Source organism: Bacillus cereus group sp. N14 (assembly GCF_016483555.1).
Lineage (GTDB): Bacteria > Bacillota > Bacilli > Bacillales > Bacillaceae_G > Bacillus_A > Bacillus_A wiedmannii.
The window spans coordinates 158229-175654 of sequence record NZ_JAEHBQ010000003.1 but is presented as its reverse complement, the minus strand read 5'-3'; the positions used below and the strand labels follow the sequence as shown (position 1 = coordinate 175654).

Genomic DNA, 17426 nt, shown 5'->3' with positions numbered 1-17426 from the left:
TAAAGGAGTGAACTGTATGTTAAAAGCGAATGAAAATGACTTCTCCTATCGATTCGGTGATAACGGGCCCAAATATTTAATACAAGGTCCAAATATTGATCTTGGCCTTGTTGTCATTCAGCCTGGGCAGGAGTTTCAAAACCATTATCATACGACGTGCGAAGAGGTCTTTTATGCATTAGAAGGTGAAATAGATTTCTATGTGAATAACGAAAGAGTTCCAATTAAACAAGGTGATGTCCTGCAAGTTCGTCCTCATGAATCTCACTATCTTATTAACCATTCTGACAAACCTTTTAAAGCAGTTTTTATTAAGTCACCACATTTACCAAGTAAAGATACGGTACAAACGGAAAATCCAACATTAACGAAGGAGTGATTTCGAATGACTTGGGGATTTAAAAATCGATTAAATACAATTTTACCTGATGGCAGAGCGGTTATGTTAGCGATAGATCACGGCTACTTTTTAGGACCAATTCATGGGCTTGAACAGCCACTTGAAACAGTTAAAAACTTACTTCCTTATACGGATTCGCTCTTTTTAACGCGTGGTGTACTTAGCTCCTGCATTCCTGAAAACTGCAGCACACCGATGGTTATGCGTGTATCTGGCGGGGCTACTGTCGTCGGTAAAGACTTAGCGAATGAGACAATTGTTACGCCTGTAAAAGAAGCAGTAAAACAAAACGCAATTGGCGTAGGTGTGTCTGTTTTCGTCGGATCAGACTATGAAACACAAACAGTTTCGAATCTCGCAAATGTAGTTTCAGAAGCTCACGATTATGGCCTGCCAGTACTCGGCATTACCGCAGTTGCCAAAGAACTACAAAAACGTGAAGCTCGCTTTCTAGCACTTGCTTCCCGCGTATGCGTTGAAATGGGTGCTGACATTATTAAAACGTATTACTGCGAAGGGTTCGAAAAAATTACAAGCACATGCCCTGCCCCAGTCGTAATTGCTGGTGGACCAAAACTGGATTCAATTGAAGACGCATTAAACATTACGTACAATGCACTGCAAGAAGGCGCAATCGGCGTAGATATGGGCCGAAACATATGGCAATCTGAACATCCTGCTGCGATGATTCAAGCGATTCATGGCATTGTGAAGAATGGATTGAATGTGAAAGAGGCACTCCAATTATTCGACGATGTAAAAAATTAAAATAAACGACAGACTATTACTCTTAAATATATACAAAATTAATATTTACAATAAAGAAAAACCTCTATGTTAGATTACTAAGTAACCTAACATAGAGGTTTTCTTTTACATTTTTTTGTTCCGGATTTAGTCAGATTTCTACAGATCGCGTACGTTCCAAACAATCTCACCGCGCTCCCCCCATGTACTGTGATGCCGATGAAACCCTATCTTTTCTAATACCCGGAAAGACGCTGTATTCCAAGCGCCTACAGTTGACCAAAGTCTTTGGCGCCCCGTAGCGATCGCGGCCTCAAGCACTGCTGATGCTGCCTCTGTCGCATAACCATTACGATGAACTCTTTGGAACAACTCATATGCAATCTCCGGCTCTTCAAGCGTGGCACGACCAATAATTAAGCCACAGTATCCGATGAAATCCCCTTCTTCTCGCCTACGTATAGTAAGAAGAGAAATACCATTTTCAGTTGCTTTCTTGCGCATTTCGATAAGAGAGCTATGAACAGATTCAATGGTAGGCATGTCCACACCACGTTCACCAATTAATTGTCTCAGCCAGACTGCATCAGATTCCTCCCACATATTCAGATCGAGTCGTTCCGTTTTTAACTGAAACGCCATATCTTTAAAAACAGCTGTCATACCGGTAACCTCCTATTGATTTCACTGTACTACTTATAATAGTTTCGTACTTTATCATATGGGAAACCTGCTTGATTCATACATTAGTATTATTTTATGCATAAGCAATTCCTCTGCTAAATAGACCTTGTTATCAAACTTCATTTTAAGTCTACAATATTTGATTTATGAATGAGTTTAAATTTACATTTAAAAATGTATCGCACTTTCTTTTTTGTTAAAATAAAGAAAAGGAGGAATGATTATGAAACGAATGGGTTTTGAACGGCCTAGTGATTATTACGATGACAGGTTATATACTATCGATGAAAAAATTTGTGCCCTATTAAAAGAACGAAAAGAACTTTCAGGTGGTGATCCAGGTTTTCCACATGATGAAGCCATTTATAAATGGGCAAAGCAATACGGATTTTATCCAGACTATCTAAATTCACTGTTCTCTTCTATGATGGACGAAGGTGAATTTAAACCTCGCGTAGAACCAACTACATTCAAAAAACATATACCTGTTTTTAAAACGTATGAACATAAAGGTATTATGTATACCGTAACTTTTATTCGGCAATACGCAAATGCTAGTGTAGTTTATTTATATAGCGATTGGGATTCCACGAATGAAGCTTTTAATGAAGTTAAGCCTCATAGTTTCTTCCAATTATCAATAGATGATACATATGACTGCTGGCCAGAAGGTGGCGGCGGCACTGATGGACATTTGAGTCATCATTTCGTTGTATCTCCTGCTCTTCCTGATAATTTGTCTGGAATAAGCTTACGATTCAAAGAACTCAATATGCCGTTTAGGAAAGATCAAGCTGTGCTTGAATTTGAAATTCGCTTGGATTAAAGAGAGCGTAATCTAGTTGAAAATCAGACTAGATTACGCTCTTTTATTTTGTACTTATACGATGTATAAAATTTACATCAATGCTTTTCGATATACCGATAACCCGACAGAAGATATCGATATATTAACAGAATTAGACAAAATCATTTATATAACACCCACTCCATTAACATGATTGCCGATTCAATACGTTCTTTCGTATCCCCTAAAAATAGTTTATGAAGTAATGCCTCCAAATGAATTGGTTTATTAGGCAACACTTGTATATACCTTAAAACAGATCCCGCTGGCGGTGTAGGCTTGTTATTAATAGCCCATATCCCTTCTAACAATGTCCAAGTTGACGTATGAACAATGTATGAAGCTTTTAACTCATCATGTGCTTTCAAAGCAGACTGAATTTTAATGAGCGAACTACGCAACCAATGAGAAATACCTTTCACTTTGTCGCTAGAAACACGATAGTTTTCAAATTCATATGTAGCTATTTCCTTTAACTTTTTCAACTCGCCGCTTTTATCAAATAAAATTTCCCCTTCTAAAAATGAGTATAATTCCATCGGATTGTTTTTGAAGTTTTCTAGTATTTGATTAACGTCTGCATACTTATATTCAACTAAAATTTCTTCTCTCGTTTCAGAATGAAATTTCTTATTTTGTCCGTCTTCTAAAAGAACATAGAAGTCTAAATCCGAATCAGGATATGCATCACCTCTTGCGACAGATCCGATAAGCATACATCCAGTTATCTTATTTATAGATAAGATTTCAGCTACTATGGTTTGCACTAATTTTTTATGTTGTTCATGTTTAATAAATATTTGTGCTTCTAACATTTGTAACCTCCACACACATTATTAAGGAGTTATTCGTTACCTATATATTTTTTACTTCTCTTATATCTTTCATCTTCTACATACTTATTCAACAATTGTCAGTTCATATACAATTACATCTTCACTGCTTTTTGTTTTATCTTGAATCGTTACAATGTCTCCAGCCTTTATTTTCGAAGCGTTCACTACTTTTACCATCTCTGGTGGAACAACCCCTCCATCGTTCTCTTTATTTAGTGGTAACCACTTAACTGATTTACTAGTTGCTTCTAAAATTTTATATTTAATTGTACCATCATACTTTATTTCACCAACAAGATCTTTTACTAATGTAGGTGTGTATTTGCCCCCTTCTTTTTCCAAAGAGATATGATCACCTATATCTGGGATACCGTTTCTTACAGGTGCCTTCCATTTTGTTGAGTTTAAATCATTTAAACTTACTTTCACACTATCTTCTTTATTTGAACTAGCATCTTTTAGAAATATATCATTATGTTTCTTATCAATAATGATATACTCCTTCTGCTCTACTATTTTTGCACTGCTTTCACGTTTTTCTTCCTCATTCTTAAATACTTCTTCTTTCACATTACTATTACTACACGCTGATAATAATGTCGTTGCTAAAGATGTCATTAGTAATATTCTTTTCACTTCATTTACCTCCATTTACAATTAAACAAATAAACATATATCACATCCATATTTTACTATAAATCAAAAAAGAGGATATTTGTTTATTAATAAACAAATACCCTCTACCTTTACATATATATTACAACTGCTGATAAGCCGCTTTTGATGATTTCACATAATAAACCGCATGATCCACATTAATAATATGATCTGGTTTTGGTTTACCACGGCTCGCTCTATGACCTGCTAAATGCTCTTCACTTGTTTCCCAGTTTTTCCATGCTTCTTCAGATTCCCAGCGAATCATAACGACTACTTCTTCGTCGCCGCGTCTTACTTTTTTCACAAGAACACTTAAATCAATAAAACCTTCAAACTTTTCAATAATACCTTCTCCAGTAAAACGTTCTACAACTATATTTGATGTACCTTCTTTTACTGTAAATGTTTTCGTTTCGATAAACATATATCCCACTCCTTCATTGTAATACGAATACTACTATACTTCTATTATAGTTGATTATGATAATTATTTTCAATTATAAAGTTTGAATTTTTCGAATTACGCTGTTTTCTCTTCAACTGCCCCATCTAAAAATTTGAAATATGGGAGTAAGATTCCGATTAAAGAAGTGACACATATAATTGAACCGATAATAAAGTATAGTGCTCTTACTCCCCACATTTCACTCAATATTCCCCCTACTAACACACCTAATGGCATAGCGGATCGTATGAAAAATAATCGCACCGAAAATACTTGTCCTATCATATTGTTCGGTACTGTTTGTTGGCATATTGTCGTGTTATGAACATTGAAAAATGCAATACAAATGCCTGCAACTACTTCAATGAACACCGCAATTACTATACTATGATTGAACCCTAAAGAAATGTATGTTAGTCCTCCTATAAACAATCCACCAAGCATAAGTATACGCCGGCTTTTATATGTTACTTTTCCGACTAGTATAGATCCAACTACGTAGCCAAACGGGAAACCAGCCATAAAATAACCAAACTCCGCATACCCCGCTGAAAGCTCATCTTTTATATAAGGTAGATTTGTGACCATTGTTACTCCTACTCCAAATTGAACAAAAGTTAGAAATATACCGAGCCAAACGATGATTGGTTTTGTGAAAAAATATGTAAAACCGTGAAGAAATTGTTCTAGCCACGTTTTCCGAATGGATTGTGACGTTCTATTTTCTTTTATATAAAGTAAGACAGTACCACTAACAAATAAACAAATGCATACGAAGAATAATGCAAGTTTTGTTCCAATCAAATGAATGACTACTCCACCTAATACTGGCGCAAGAAACATCATAAGGCGAGTCATTCCATCAATGTACGCATTTGCATCTTGAAGTTGTTCTTTCCTTACAATGCTCGGTGTAATTGCTTGACTTGCAGGTGTATAAAGTGGTGTAATAAGCCCCACTACAATTTGAACAACATAAATGTGCCAAACTTCTATACTACCTAAAACTAGCATCACTAAAGGTAATAAAAATACAGACGCTCGTATCCATTGTGAAAATATCATAATCCACTTCCGGCTCCATTTATCAATAAATGGGCCACTTATTAATTGCAATATGAGTGATGGGATGAAATATAATAACCACATACTACTTAAAGCCATTTCCGATCCTGTTAACTCATATACTAGAATTGAATTACACAACGTTCCGAAAGCCCCTCCTAATTCAGAGATTGCACTACCAATCCACATAAAAAAGAACGAACGATTTTTCAATATATTTTTCAATTTCACACACCAACTTTTCTTTTATATTCCTCCCTTTATGTACATTCTCGTTGTTAATTATCTATTCAAAAACATATCTAATTCTTTCGCTAAAGACTGTACTGCTTTCTTTCTCAATACATATTTCCCCTCATGTATATCAACTAACTTCGCCGCACGTAACAATTTCAAATGGTGATGTACTGTCGATTTACCGAGTTGCAGTCTTTCTGTAATTTCCTGCAAAGTCCGTTCTTGTTCGAACAACATTTTTACAATGCGTAGCCTCGCTTCATCCCCAAGTGCCTTATGTTTTTGAACTAAAAAATAATTCGGTTCATATAGATCTTCAGGATGGATGCTTTCGTTTGCAACTGGGTAATGAAATACTTTCGTATCTTCAATATCTGCCTCAACATTCCACGGTCTGTATGTCATTTGCGGGATAAGAAGTACGTTGTGAACACTTGGTTCTGGTATATAGTTCACGCCGCCAGTCGCCCACTCGACAAACTCTTCTGGTTTCATCTTTCTATTCATTTCAGTTTTCGCTTCATAATCTCGTTTTAATATAGAAAGAATTTGTTCTTCCTCTCTTTTAATAACACTGTCGTACCATCCTGTCATAACAGCAATTAAATGGGATTTCAGCACTTGTACATCAACATCACATATAAAACGAATATACGTAGAGAAAAACTGATGATCATGTGTTAATTCCTTTAGTTCATGTATTGCAGTTACATCTCTACTTGCGGCTAAACGTCTTTTTTTCTCATATTTCTCCCCTAAAAACGGTAAACATATATACTTCAAATCTTCTTCTGAAAGTGAATCGATTTTAGCATGAAACTGCGATACATCCTGCATGTCTTCTTCATACAACAACTGAAGCAATGCTTTCCACGTATTATTTTCTTTGACAAATTGTAAGTGCTCTCTCATTTCTTCTGTTAATGATTCCTTAATTTCTTCCCATTCATTTTGACTCTTTTCAAGGGTATCGATTAACCTTTTATGAGTAATTGCCGCAATGCCAAGTGCACATTCGAAAAGTATCGAATACTTGACTTGAACATGGTAAGTTTCCCTCTTTCTACTCGTTATGTGATAGACCTCCATTTTATCCCCTCCTTGTTTACTATATATTAAATTCTATTTTTATCGAATTTTACCTTCTATGTTTTTAGAATTAATAAAATTTTAGTTGAAACACATTCATTCTAAATTAAGAAGAATAGGAGCTTTTTTATATACAAATAATAAGCCTCAAGGAGTTGTTGATATGCATTTTATATTAAATATGTTAGGAATTTTCGTTGTAATATTAATCGTTTTCCTATGTTCGCCTAATAAAAAACAAATAAAATGGAGACCAATCGTTATTCTAATCATATTGGAGCTCTTTATTACATGGTTTATGTTAGGCACGAAGCTCGGCAGTATTATCATTAATAAAATCGCGTCATTTTTCAGTTGGCTACTATCGTGTGCGAATGAAGGTATTCGGTTTGCCTTTCCTTCCGCTATGGACAGTCCACACATTGATTTCTTCTTTAGTGCATTACTTCCTATCATTTTCGTTATCACTTTTTTCGATATTCTTTCGTACTTTGGGATCTTAACTTGGATTATTGATAAAGTAGGTGCAGTTATTTCAAAGATTTCTCGTTTACCAAAGTTAGAAAGTTTCTTTTCGATTCAAATGATGTTTTTAGGAAACACCGAAGCACTTGCGGTTGTTCGTGATCAGTTATCCGTTTTAAAAGAAAATCGTTTGCTGACTTTTGGAATTATGAGTATGAGTAGCGTTAGCGGATCCATTCTTGGCGCCTATTTATCAATGGTTCCAGCAACATATATTTTCAGCGCTATCCCTTTAAACTGTATTAACGCATTAATTTTAGCCAATGTATTAAATCCTGTAGAAGTTACGAAAGAAGAAGATGTCGTATATACACCTTCAAAAGATGAAAAAAAGGATTTCTTTTCTACTATTTCAAACAGTATGTTAGTCGGGATGAATATGGTTATCGTTATTTTAGCTATGGTAATTGGTTATGTGGCATTAACTGCATGTTTAAATGGAATTTTAGGCTTTTTCGTCACAGGTTTAACAATTCAAAAAATCTTCTCCATTATCTTTAGCCCCTTTGCTTTTTTACTCGGTTTATCGGGCAGTGATGCGATGTATGTAGCTGAATTAATGGGGATTAAAATAACAACGAATGAATTTGTTGCCATGATGGATTTAAAATCGAACCTAAAGTCTTTACAACCACATACGATTGCGGTTGCAACAACATTTCTAGCTTCTTTTGCTAACTTTAGTACAGTAGGTATGATTTACGGAACTTACAATTCATTATTTGGCGGAGAAAAATCAGCCATAATCGGTAAAAATGTGTGGAAGCTTCTCGTTAGCGGAATGGCAGTTTCCTTATTAAGCGCTATGCTTGTTGGGCTATTTGTATGGTAAATAAATAAAAAGACACCCAAGCAAATTGAGTGTCTTTTATTATTATTTTCGAATTTGTCCATTTCCACGAATCACGTATTTAGTAGAAGTTAATGCAGGTAGTCCCATTGGTCCCCTTACGTGTAACTTTTGTGTACTGATGCCAATTTCAGCGCCGAATCCGAATTCAGATCCATCAGTAAAACGAGTGGATGCATTATGATACAGTGCAGCCGCATCTACAGCTGTGAAGAATTTGCTGACGTTTTCCTCGTTTTCTGAAATAATCGCTTCGGAATGCATAGAACCATACGTATTTATGTGATGAATCGCTTCTTCTATAGAAGAAACTACTTTCACTGCCAACGTGAGTGATAAAAATTCTGTTTCCCAATCTTCTTCTGAAGCAAGTACAATTGACGAATCGATTGCCAATGCCTTCTGATCACCACGTAGCTCCACGCCTTTTTCCTTCAAAGTTGAAAACAGCTCGCTACCAAATTGCTGCGCCCACTTCTCATGAAGTACAATCGTTTCAATTGCATTACATACAGATGGACGCTGCGTTTTTGCATTTATAATAATATCAATTGTCATTCGCTTATCCGCTGTTTCATCAATGAAAATATGACAATTTCCCGCACCTGTTTCAAGTACTGGAACAGACGCTTCTCTCACTACCGTATCAATTAATTGTTTGCCACCTCTTGGAATAAGAACGTCTAAGTAATCATTCATTGTAAACAACTGCTTTGCGCTATCTCGCGACGTATCTTCTATAAGCTGTACACTTTCTTCTGGCAAGCTTGTTTGTTTAAGCGCTCGGTGAATAACGGAAACGATGGCTTTGTTAGAATTGATAGCAGAAGAACTACCACGTAATATAACTGCGTTTCCTGTTTTCAAGCAAATTGTAGCAGCATCTACTGTTACATTTGGCCTTGCCTCATAAATCATCCCAACAACACCAAGTGGTACACGCATCTCCTGAATAGATAGTCCATTTGGTCGCTCCCATTCGCTTACACGTTCTCCAACTGGATCACGTAATTCGATTAACTGCTTAATTCCCTCTGCCATATCAACAATTCGTTGTTCAGTTAGCATAAGTCGATCAAGGAGTGAATCAGAAAATCCTTTTGCCTTACCTTCTTCGATATCACGTTTGTTTTCCTCTACAATATAAGCTGTTTCTACTATTAGCCTTTCAGCAATAGCAGCAAGTGCTTCGTTTTTTTGACTTGTAGATTTTAGTACAAGTTCTCTAGCAATTTCTTTCGCTTTTTTTCCCTTTGCCAACACTTCATTCATTTTTGTTTCCTCCTTCTTAATGTTAAAGTGATCTCTATTCTTAAAATGAAACCCAATGATCTCTATGGATGACTTCATAATTATGCCTGTCGCCTCTTGCTTGAATATGTTGGCTTTGCATACCTTTGACATCTCTTAGTTCCTCTGCGCTATATGTGCATTGTCCTTTTCCAATTATGCGCCCTTGTTGCGTGATCACTTCTACGACTTCGCCCACTTTGAAAAATCCTGATACATTCGTAACACCAGCAGGAAGAAGACTCTTACCATGCTGAATGATAGCAGTAGCTGCTCCAGCGTCTACTTCAATTTGTCCGCTAACAAGCGAATGCAACGCGATCCATTGCTTGTTCATCTTCATCTCTTTTTGAGGGGCATTTCCGACATACGTACCATCACCTTTGCCCTTCAAAACATCTACAAATTTCTCTTGTCCACGTCCTGTTCCGATAAATACACTCACGCCAAGAGAAAGTGCTGTCTTCGCAGCATCAATTTTTGATTTCATACCGCCAGTCCCAAGTTTGGACCCAGCATCTCCTGCAAGAGAAGCAATCTCTTCCGTAACTTCAGGAAGGAAATAATATTTTTTCGCATCCGCATTTTTCTGTGGATTTTTGTCATATAAACCATTCACATCCGTAAAAATCATAAGCATATCTGCCGAAACAAGTCCGCTTACTAAAGCTGACAGCATATCGTTATCACCGAACGTTAGCTCCTCTAAAGAGATGGAATCATTTTCATTAATGATTGGAAGAGCAGAACGGTTTAGTAACTCTCCTAAAGTAGCGTAAGCGTTACTATATTGTTCTTTTCTAGAAAAATCACTTCTCGTCAGTAATAGTTGCGCAGTAACGATGCCATATTTACGAAATTCCTCCGTATACGCCTGCATTAACAAACTTTGTCCGACAGCCGCAGCAGCCTGTTTTCCTTTAATTGTCACAGGTCTGCTAGGATATCCTAGAGCAGAAAAACCTGCAGCGACAGCCCCAGATGTAATTAACAAAACTTCATGCCCTTCCTCTTTCAATCGAGCCAATGCGGCAACATGATCTGAAAGTTGTTCTTTAGAAATGCCTCCGTGACTATCTGCTAGAGAACTGCTCCCAATCTTTACAACAATTCGTTGTTTTTTCACTTTTTTATCCCCCAAGTCTAAAATCAAAGTTTTTTATAAATTACACTTCTATTCATATAGCTTGCAGCGATTCTATTCTTTTCAATGCTGCGCCTAGCCTATTTAAGAGCAAAATAAAAATGACCGCTTCGCCCTTAATAAAATAAAAAGGACGAAACGGTCATTGTTCCGCGGTACCACCTTAATTGATATACATAGATATCCACTTGGCGCCTATAACGCAGGCGAACGCCTAAACTTTCATTTAAGACTCAGGGATAGGTTCGATATATTCTATACGAGGAATCTTTCAGCCGGTGAATTCCACTCTCTTTCGCAAGAAGACATATGTACTATTTCCCTTCAACGATTTTCGGTTTAATTTTTTATATTATGCGATATAATTTGATTTGGTGTCAAGAAGTATTTTTAAAAATAAATAGAGCGGTAAGTTACTTGTATGAAATTATTACCGTACTGAATGAAAATACAAATCGATATAAGTTTAACTCATATTCATCAACATAAAACCTAAAATTAAAGTGCATATATTTACATAATGTCGAATATAATTGATTTTTATCTTTTGGTGTTGCAAAAAGGAATATATTCTCTTAGAATATTTCTTTATATTACATAAAGATGTCATTGTTATTTTAAGATAGCAATTTCAAAATGATATAATTTATTATAAAAGGAGCAAGATTGAGTTATTATGGATAAACAAATTGGATTTATCGGTTGCGGAAATATGGGAATGGCTATGATTGGTGGGATGCTACACAAAAAGATAGTGTCTGCAAATAATATTATTTGTTCGGATTTAAACACTACGAATTTAAAAAATGCTAGTGAAAAATATGGGCTAACTACAACTACTGACAACAATGAAGTAGCTAAAAATGCTGATATTTTAATTTTATCAATTAAACCAGACCTATACACATCAATCATTAACGAAATAAAAGAAGTAATCAAAAACGATGTTATCATCGTAACGATCGCTGCCGGGAAAAGCATTAAAAGTACTGAAGAAGCTTTTGCTAAAAAATTAAAGGTTATAAGAGTAATGCCTAACACCCCTGCTCTTGTTGGAGAAGGAATGTCTGCATTATGCCCTAATGAAATGGTGACAGAAAAAGATTTAGAAGATGTGCTAAACATTTTCAATAGCTTTGGTCAAACAGAGATCGTAAGCGAAAAATTAATGAACGTTGTAACATCTGTAAGCGGTTCTTCACCAGCATACGTATATATGATTATAGAAGCGATGGCAGACGCCGCTGTACTTGATGGTATGCCACGCAATCAAGCATATAAATTCGCTGCTCAAGCTGTGTTAGGCTCTGCAAAAATGGTACTAGAAACAGGCATACATCCAGGTGAATTGAAAGATATGGTTTGTTCTCCTGGCGGAACAACGATAGAAGCTGTAGCAACATTAGAGGAAAAAGGATTACGAACTGCAATTATTTCAGCAATGCAGCGCTGTACACAAAAGTCTGTTGAACTATCTGGGCAAACGAAAAAGTAAAACTATAAAAGAGATCACGTTAGCTTTGAATTTAGTTAGAAAACGGTGGATTACATACTCTCTCGCTTGCACTAAATGATAAACGGACAAACTCATAGATACTTGAGTTTGTCCGTTCTTTTGATTATACTACAATAATTTCATTTGTATCTTCTTTTGAAATTTTAGTTTTATCCCTTCCTTATTCCCTACTATGATTGTGTAATTTTATTAGAAACTAATAATTTTTCAATGCATTTCGGTAACATATCTAATAGCGTTTCAAATGCGTAATTTACATCTAAACGTTCTGTCCATTGATGTGCATCTTTTCCTACCGGCCCCATATTTAATACCGGAACGTCAAACTCTTCTAGATCCTGAAGTGGAATCGAATAACCTTTATCCCATAATGGCATATTGTCTACAAGTGAACTCATTGAATCTAGTGGATTCTGTAAGCCCACATAGCTCAAATCTGAAATTCCCCCAAAATAGTTTTGTTTTTCAAATGTAATGTTATGATTGTAGTGAGCATACTTTTCCATTTCTGCAACTACATCTTTAATTAACGGATTGTTGCGTGAACTTACAGCTGGATAATATGGTGGAGCAAAGAAAAGTACAATCATCGGCGCCTTTTCTTTACATAAAATAGATAGTTTATCTACTAAATCAATTGTTACCGCACGATCATCTTTATCTTCTCTATTTTTTATTATACTAGATTGAATATCATCTATTTTCTCTTGCCCATGTTGTTCAATTGCATAAGCGATAAGCTCTTCATACGTTAATACATTTACTTTCATATTAGGCGGTATAAACGGATTATATTTAGAAAAACGATATGCTTGCTTCTCGTATGATTCTTCTATTTTCTCTGCTACTTTCGTTACTTTTTGACGTAACATTGAAACGACATCTGTCATCGTTTTTTCCAGTAAAAACAAATTGAATAATGTGACTGCACGATGCGGAATTTGTACAGAATAATCCTCCTTTAAATCACGTTGAAGTAAGTTAGTTGGGGGAGGACTCGCTTCTCCTTCTACAACATCACAAAGGTCCGTATTCAATTCTAATTCAGCCGTTAATAAAGCAGCCATATAACTCCCATTTAAACCTGCAAATGGCTCACCTACATGTGTCTCTTTTCCGTAGCAAAGGAATCCAGGTAACACTTTACCAATAGAACCAGTGTAAATATACTTATTTTGGTCACCAGGATGTCGTGAAAACATAGGCTCTGAATTTAATACCGTTTTATAATCCAAGTTATGTTCTCTTGCTAACTCTAGTAGTCTTGGAACAGCAGCCCTCATCCCTACAGAGTTTACTTCTTCATCTGGAACAGCTAATAAAAGAACATTCCCGTCAAATCTTCCTTCACAGGCTTGCTCAATCATTGCCATTTGTAATGTGAGGCCGCATTTCATATCCATTGTTCCTCTGCCAAACAGCCAATCTCCTTGTTCTATATCTTCACGTACATGGTCTGGTAATTCATCTTTATGAGAATAAAACATAGATGTTAACTTTTTAGGACTAAATGCATCTTCTTTCCAAACTCCGTAATCTTGCACATCTACAACATCAAAGTGACTAACTAGAATTACGGTATTTTTTGTACTATCGCTTTTCTTCACTAGGGCTGTAACAAAATATCGTCCGTCCCCCGTCGGATTTTTTTGCAAATGATGCGGGTTTTCTTTGAAGTACTGTAAATCAGATAATTGTTCCACAACAAAGTCTGGCAATATCACTTCAGCTTCTGTACCTGTAATACTAGGAATTTCAACAAGACTGCTTAATAATTGAATCAATTGTTCTTTTGATTGCCACTTTGACATATAAATCCCCCTATTTTTCCGCATTATGAAAATGAATTCCATTATATGAATAAAAAATGACGACAGTTATCAAAATTATAGTTCTGATGTACTGCCGATTTTTATTGATATTTCATGAGCTGCTTGTTTTACCTTACTAATAAGAAAAGATAGTCGATCATCATTTATGCGATGACTAATTAACCCAACACTTAATGCTCCTACTACTTTATGATTAAATCCGATAATAGGTGCAGCTACTGAAGCTGTCCCTTCTGTTTTTTCACCATAACTTACCGCATATCCTTCAGTTTTTATTTGCTTTATTTGATCTAAAAGAATGTGCTTTTGTTCTGGTAATGAAGAAAGTAAATGTTCTACAATATGTTCCATTTCATTCGTTTTCATATTGGCAAGCATCGTTTTATTTGCGGCACCAATTGAAAGTGGAATTTGTTCCCCTAAGTTATCAATAACTCGAATTTTTAAAGGGCTATCCATTCTTTCAATGATAATAGAATGTGTTCCATTTGGAATGTTCAAATAAACACTTTCTTCCACTTCAGAAGCCAAACGCTTCATTACTTCTCTTGCGACTGATCTGTAGTCTACCTTCTCCAATTGTCGTAATCCTATTTCCATCCACATTGGTCCAATTTTGTACTGTTTCGTCTCTGAAATTTGCGTAACTAGCCCATGCTCGATTAGAGAGTTAAGTAATCTATGTACTGTACTAACTGGGAGATGTGTTCTGTCCGCTATATCAGAAATGGCCCAATACTCTTTTTCATTAGTAGAATTTAATAACTTTATAATACTTATCGCTCGATCAATGGACTGTACCATAACTCACCTCTACTTCACTTGTAATATGTTAGTACGCTCAATTACCTATCAATTTAACAAAAATTCGAAATGAAATCAATCCATTTATTCAATTTTCTAAAAATAAAATATGCTGCGAACTATAATTTGAAAGCGCGAACAAAAAAATATTGACTTTTCTTTTTAATTATCTGAAAATTATAACAAGATTTCACATCACGGAATACATTCCACAATACGGAAAAACATCAAACTTCATTCTATCAACTATGAAAGTGAGGAAAACAATGACGCAAGTAAGTAATACAAACAATGAATTAAAACGTACGATGAAAAGTAGACACTTATTCATGATTGCACTCGGTGGTGTGATTGGAACGGGGTTATTTAACGGATCTGGTTTTATTATAAGTCAAGCTGGACCTGGTGGATCCGTACTTGCCTTTATGGCCGGTGGATTATTAATGTATTTTGTTATGCTATGTCTTGGTGAGCTCGCTGTAGCTATGCCTGTTTCAGGCTCTTTTCAGGAATATGCAACTAAGTTCATCAATCCTGCAACTGGATTTACAATCGGATGGTTGTATTGGCTAAGCTGGGCGAATACGACCGGTCTTGAATTTACAACTGCCGGCATTACAATGCAGCGCTGGTTTCCTGATATTCCTGTTTGGGTTTGGTGTTTAATATTTGGCGTTACAATCTTCACGATTAACGCATTATCTGCTCGTAGTTATGCAGAAACAGAATTTTGGTTTTCAAGTATAAAAGTATCTGCCATTATAGCTTTTATTATCCTTGGCGGTGCCGCTATGTTCGGTTTTATTGACTTAAAAGGCGACGAACCAGCCCCGTTATTATCAAATTTCGTAAATCATGGCGGTTTATTCCCAAATGGACTTGCAGCTATTCTATTAACAATGGTTACAGTCAATTATTCCTTCCAAGGTACAGAACTTGTCGGAATCGCAGCAGGTGAAAGTGAAGATCCAGCAAAAACTTTACCTCGTTCTATTAGAAATATTATATGGCGCACGATGTTTTTCTTCGTCTTAGCAATCTTTGTTCTTGTTGCTTTAATTCCTTGGAAAGAAGCAGGATTAACAAAGAGCCCATTTGTTGCTGTATTTGATAATATTGGTATTCCATATGCAGCTGATATTATGAATTTTGTTATTCTTACTGCTGTTCTTTCTGTCGCAAACTCTGGACTGTACGCTGCAACTCGCATGCTTTGGTCATTATCAAAAAATGAAATGGCTCCGGCTTTTTTAAAAAAATTATCTTCACGAGGAATACCTTTAAACGCTTTAATTTTGACAATTTCTATTTCTGCTTTTTCTCTTTTAACAAGCGTCGTAGCTGCTGAAACAGTTTACTTATGGTTAATTTCCATTTCTGGCGTCATTACAATCATTGTTTGGATGTCAATTTGTGTCTCTCAATTCTTTTTCCGTAAACATTATTTAGCAGAAGGTGGAAAATTAGAAGACTTAAAATTTAAAACTCCACTTTATCCACTTGTACCAATTCTTGGTTTTGGATTGTATGGCATTATATTAATCAGTCTTATTTTTATCCCAGAACAACGACTAGGAATCTATTGCACTGTACCGTTTATCATTTTTTGTTATACTTACTATCACTTTAAAGTTAAGAAAAGAATTTCTACTAACACTCATAGTGAAAGTGAAATTAGCGAGACTATGTAATACTATACTTATATATAAAAGACCGCACATGGCTTTCATTTCATATGCGGTCTTTTATCATTGGCATTTGTTCTACTCCCTTTTCATTCATTACCTCATACGAGTCAGTATTACTATATACCTTTACTTGGGTTGTAAGTTCTTTGAAAAGTGATACCGATTTCCATAATGCGGTAAATACTACAATACTAGTAATTGGATTTTTTCACTTTTAATACGTTATTGATTTTCCTTACTGTTACTGTTTTGATATATTGAATATATATTGCTTAAAAATTTTAAAAAAGACAGGAGTTATCTACAATGATAAAAGGGTTCGGGGGAATATTTTGGAGAACTAACAATCTTGATGTTATAAAAAAATGGTACAGTGAAGTGTTGAAAATTGAAATCGAAGATTGGAATGGGACTGTGATTAAACCCCAATTAGGAAATGAGACTATTTTTTCTTTCTTTACCGAAAATGATAATTATTTTCCAATAGAACAGCAAGTGATGTTAAATTTTGAAGTACATAATTTAAATGAGACTATTCAGCATCTTGAACATATTGGTGTACCTCTTGAAAAGAAAGAAGAAATTAGTGAGTTCGGAAAGTTTATTTGGATTAAAGATCCTGAAGGTCGTCTAATTGAGCTTTGGGAGAAATAGACGGTTATAATCCGTTGCTATTAAGCTAACGGTTGCTTTCATCCAACAAAATAAATAAAAAAGTCGATTTCTTAACTCCACAGGAAATCGACTTTTTCTATCCCATCGCAATA

At 35.5% G+C, this 17426-nt stretch carries 17 protein-coding genes and 1 other annotated feature; of the genes, 7 read left to right on the top strand and 10 right to left on the bottom strand.

Annotated elements, in window-relative coordinates:
- The first annotated feature begins 16 nt into the window (after positions 1 to 16).
- Positions 17 to 379 carry a cupin domain-containing protein gene (locus JDS82_RS06615; protein WP_000909987.1) on the top strand — a complete coding sequence of 121 codons (363 nt, stop codon included), beginning with the start codon at positions 17 to 19 and terminating at the stop codon, positions 377 to 379.
- A gap of 6 nt (positions 380 to 385) precedes the next feature.
- The gene (gene lsrF, locus JDS82_RS06610; protein ID WP_000219775.1) at positions 386 to 1168 is read left to right on the top strand and encodes a 3-hydroxy-5-phosphonooxypentane-2,4-dione thiolase; all 783 of its coding nucleotides are present in this window, start codon (positions 386 to 388) and stop codon (positions 1166 to 1168) included.
- A gap of 138 nt (positions 1169 to 1306) precedes the next feature.
- Here lsrF and JDS82_RS06605 read toward each other — a convergent pair whose 3' ends face one another.
- The gene (locus JDS82_RS06605) at positions 1307 to 1810 is read right to left on the bottom strand and encodes a GNAT family N-acetyltransferase (RefSeq protein ID WP_199712894.1); all 504 of its coding nucleotides are present in this window, start codon (positions 1808 to 1810) and stop codon (positions 1307 to 1309) included.
- Between the two features lie 238 nt (positions 1811 to 2048).
- On the opposite strand from JDS82_RS06605, the gene JDS82_RS06600 reads away from it, so the two are divergent.
- Positions 2049 to 2657 (top strand): hypothetical protein, encoded by a 609-nt coding sequence (locus JDS82_RS06600; RefSeq protein WP_081113682.1) that lies wholly within the window; start codon positions 2049 to 2051, stop codon positions 2655 to 2657.
- A 143-nt stretch (positions 2658 to 2800) separates the two neighbouring features.
- Here the strand turns inward: JDS82_RS06600 and JDS82_RS06595 are convergent, their stop codons facing one another.
- The 5 genes from JDS82_RS06595 to JDS82_RS06575 form a co-directional block, all read right to left on the bottom strand.
- Positions 2801 to 3493: a nucleotidyltransferase domain-containing protein gene (locus JDS82_RS06595; RefSeq protein ID WP_199712893.1), complete on the bottom strand. Its 693-nt coding sequence runs from the start codon at positions 3491 to 3493 to the stop codon at positions 2801 to 2803.
- An 84-nt stretch (positions 3494 to 3577) separates the two neighbouring features.
- A complete protein-coding gene (locus tag JDS82_RS06590) occupies positions 3578 to 4165 on the bottom strand; it encodes a hypothetical protein (protein ID WP_199712892.1) in 588 nt (195 codons plus the stop codon).
- 106 nt (positions 4166 to 4271) lie between these two features.
- Positions 4272 to 4598 carry a heme-degrading monooxygenase HmoA gene (hmoA, locus tag JDS82_RS06585; protein ID WP_061673316.1) on the bottom strand — a complete coding sequence of 109 codons (327 nt, stop codon included), beginning with the start codon at positions 4596 to 4598 and terminating at the stop codon, positions 4272 to 4274.
- Between the two features lie 96 nt (positions 4599 to 4694).
- The gene (locus tag JDS82_RS06580) at positions 4695 to 5915 is read right to left on the bottom strand and encodes an MFS transporter (RefSeq protein WP_199712891.1); all 1221 of its coding nucleotides are present in this window, start codon (positions 5913 to 5915) and stop codon (positions 4695 to 4697) included.
- Positions 5916 to 5966: 51 nt separating this feature from the next.
- A complete protein-coding gene (locus JDS82_RS06575) occupies positions 5967 to 7010 on the bottom strand; it encodes an ArsR/SmtB family transcription factor (RefSeq protein WP_199712890.1) in 1044 nt (347 codons plus the stop codon).
- A 163-nt stretch (positions 7011 to 7173) separates the two neighbouring features.
- Between JDS82_RS06575 and JDS82_RS06570 the strand changes: the two genes are divergently transcribed.
- Positions 7174 to 8367: a NupC/NupG family nucleoside CNT transporter gene (locus JDS82_RS06570; protein ID WP_000545486.1), complete on the top strand. Its 1194-nt coding sequence runs from the start codon at positions 7174 to 7176 to the stop codon at positions 8365 to 8367.
- Positions 8368 to 8409: 42 nt separating this feature from the next.
- Here JDS82_RS06570 and JDS82_RS06565 read toward each other — a convergent pair whose 3' ends face one another.
- Both JDS82_RS06565 and proB read right to left on the bottom strand, forming a co-directional pair.
- Positions 8410 to 9657, bottom strand: coding sequence for a glutamate-5-semialdehyde dehydrogenase (locus JDS82_RS06565; protein ID WP_064449476.1), 1248 nt, complete (start codon positions 9655 to 9657; stop codon positions 8410 to 8412).
- Positions 9658 to 9697: 40 nt separating this feature from the next.
- Complete coding sequence (proB, locus tag JDS82_RS06560) at positions 9698 to 10801, bottom strand: glutamate 5-kinase (RefSeq protein WP_199712889.1); 1104 nt, start codon at positions 10799 to 10801, stop codon at positions 9698 to 9700.
- 144 nt (positions 10802 to 10945) lie between these two features.
- Positions 10946 to 11156 (bottom strand) — a binding site (T-box leader).
- Between the two features lie 339 nt (positions 11157 to 11495).
- Between proB and proC the strand changes: the two genes are divergently transcribed.
- Positions 11496 to 12314 carry a pyrroline-5-carboxylate reductase gene (gene proC, locus JDS82_RS06555; RefSeq protein ID WP_061673313.1) on the top strand — a complete coding sequence of 273 codons (819 nt, stop codon included), beginning with the start codon at positions 11496 to 11498 and terminating at the stop codon, positions 12312 to 12314.
- Positions 12315 to 12505: 191 nt separating this feature from the next.
- Here proC and JDS82_RS06550 read toward each other — a convergent pair whose 3' ends face one another.
- The gene (locus tag JDS82_RS06550; protein WP_199712888.1) at positions 12506 to 14146 is read right to left on the bottom strand and encodes a M20/M25/M40 family metallo-hydrolase; all 1641 of its coding nucleotides are present in this window, start codon (positions 14144 to 14146) and stop codon (positions 12506 to 12508) included.
- 75 nt (positions 14147 to 14221) lie between these two features.
- A complete protein-coding gene (locus JDS82_RS06545) occupies positions 14222 to 14971 on the bottom strand; it encodes an IclR family transcriptional regulator (RefSeq protein ID WP_000250770.1) in 750 nt (249 codons plus the stop codon).
- Between the two features lie 266 nt (positions 14972 to 15237).
- Here JDS82_RS06545 and JDS82_RS06540 point away from each other — a divergent pair, with 266 nt between their 5' ends.
- Together JDS82_RS06540 and JDS82_RS06535 are read left to right on the top strand one after the other, a co-directional pair.
- A complete protein-coding gene (locus JDS82_RS06540) occupies positions 15238 to 16662 on the top strand; it encodes an amino acid permease (protein WP_000195554.1) in 1425 nt (474 codons plus the stop codon).
- Between the two features lie 303 nt (positions 16663 to 16965).
- Positions 16966 to 17313 (top strand): VOC family protein, encoded by a 348-nt coding sequence (locus JDS82_RS06535; protein ID WP_000589594.1) that lies wholly within the window; start codon positions 16966 to 16968, stop codon positions 17311 to 17313.
- Positions 17314 to 17426: the final 113 nt, after the last annotated feature.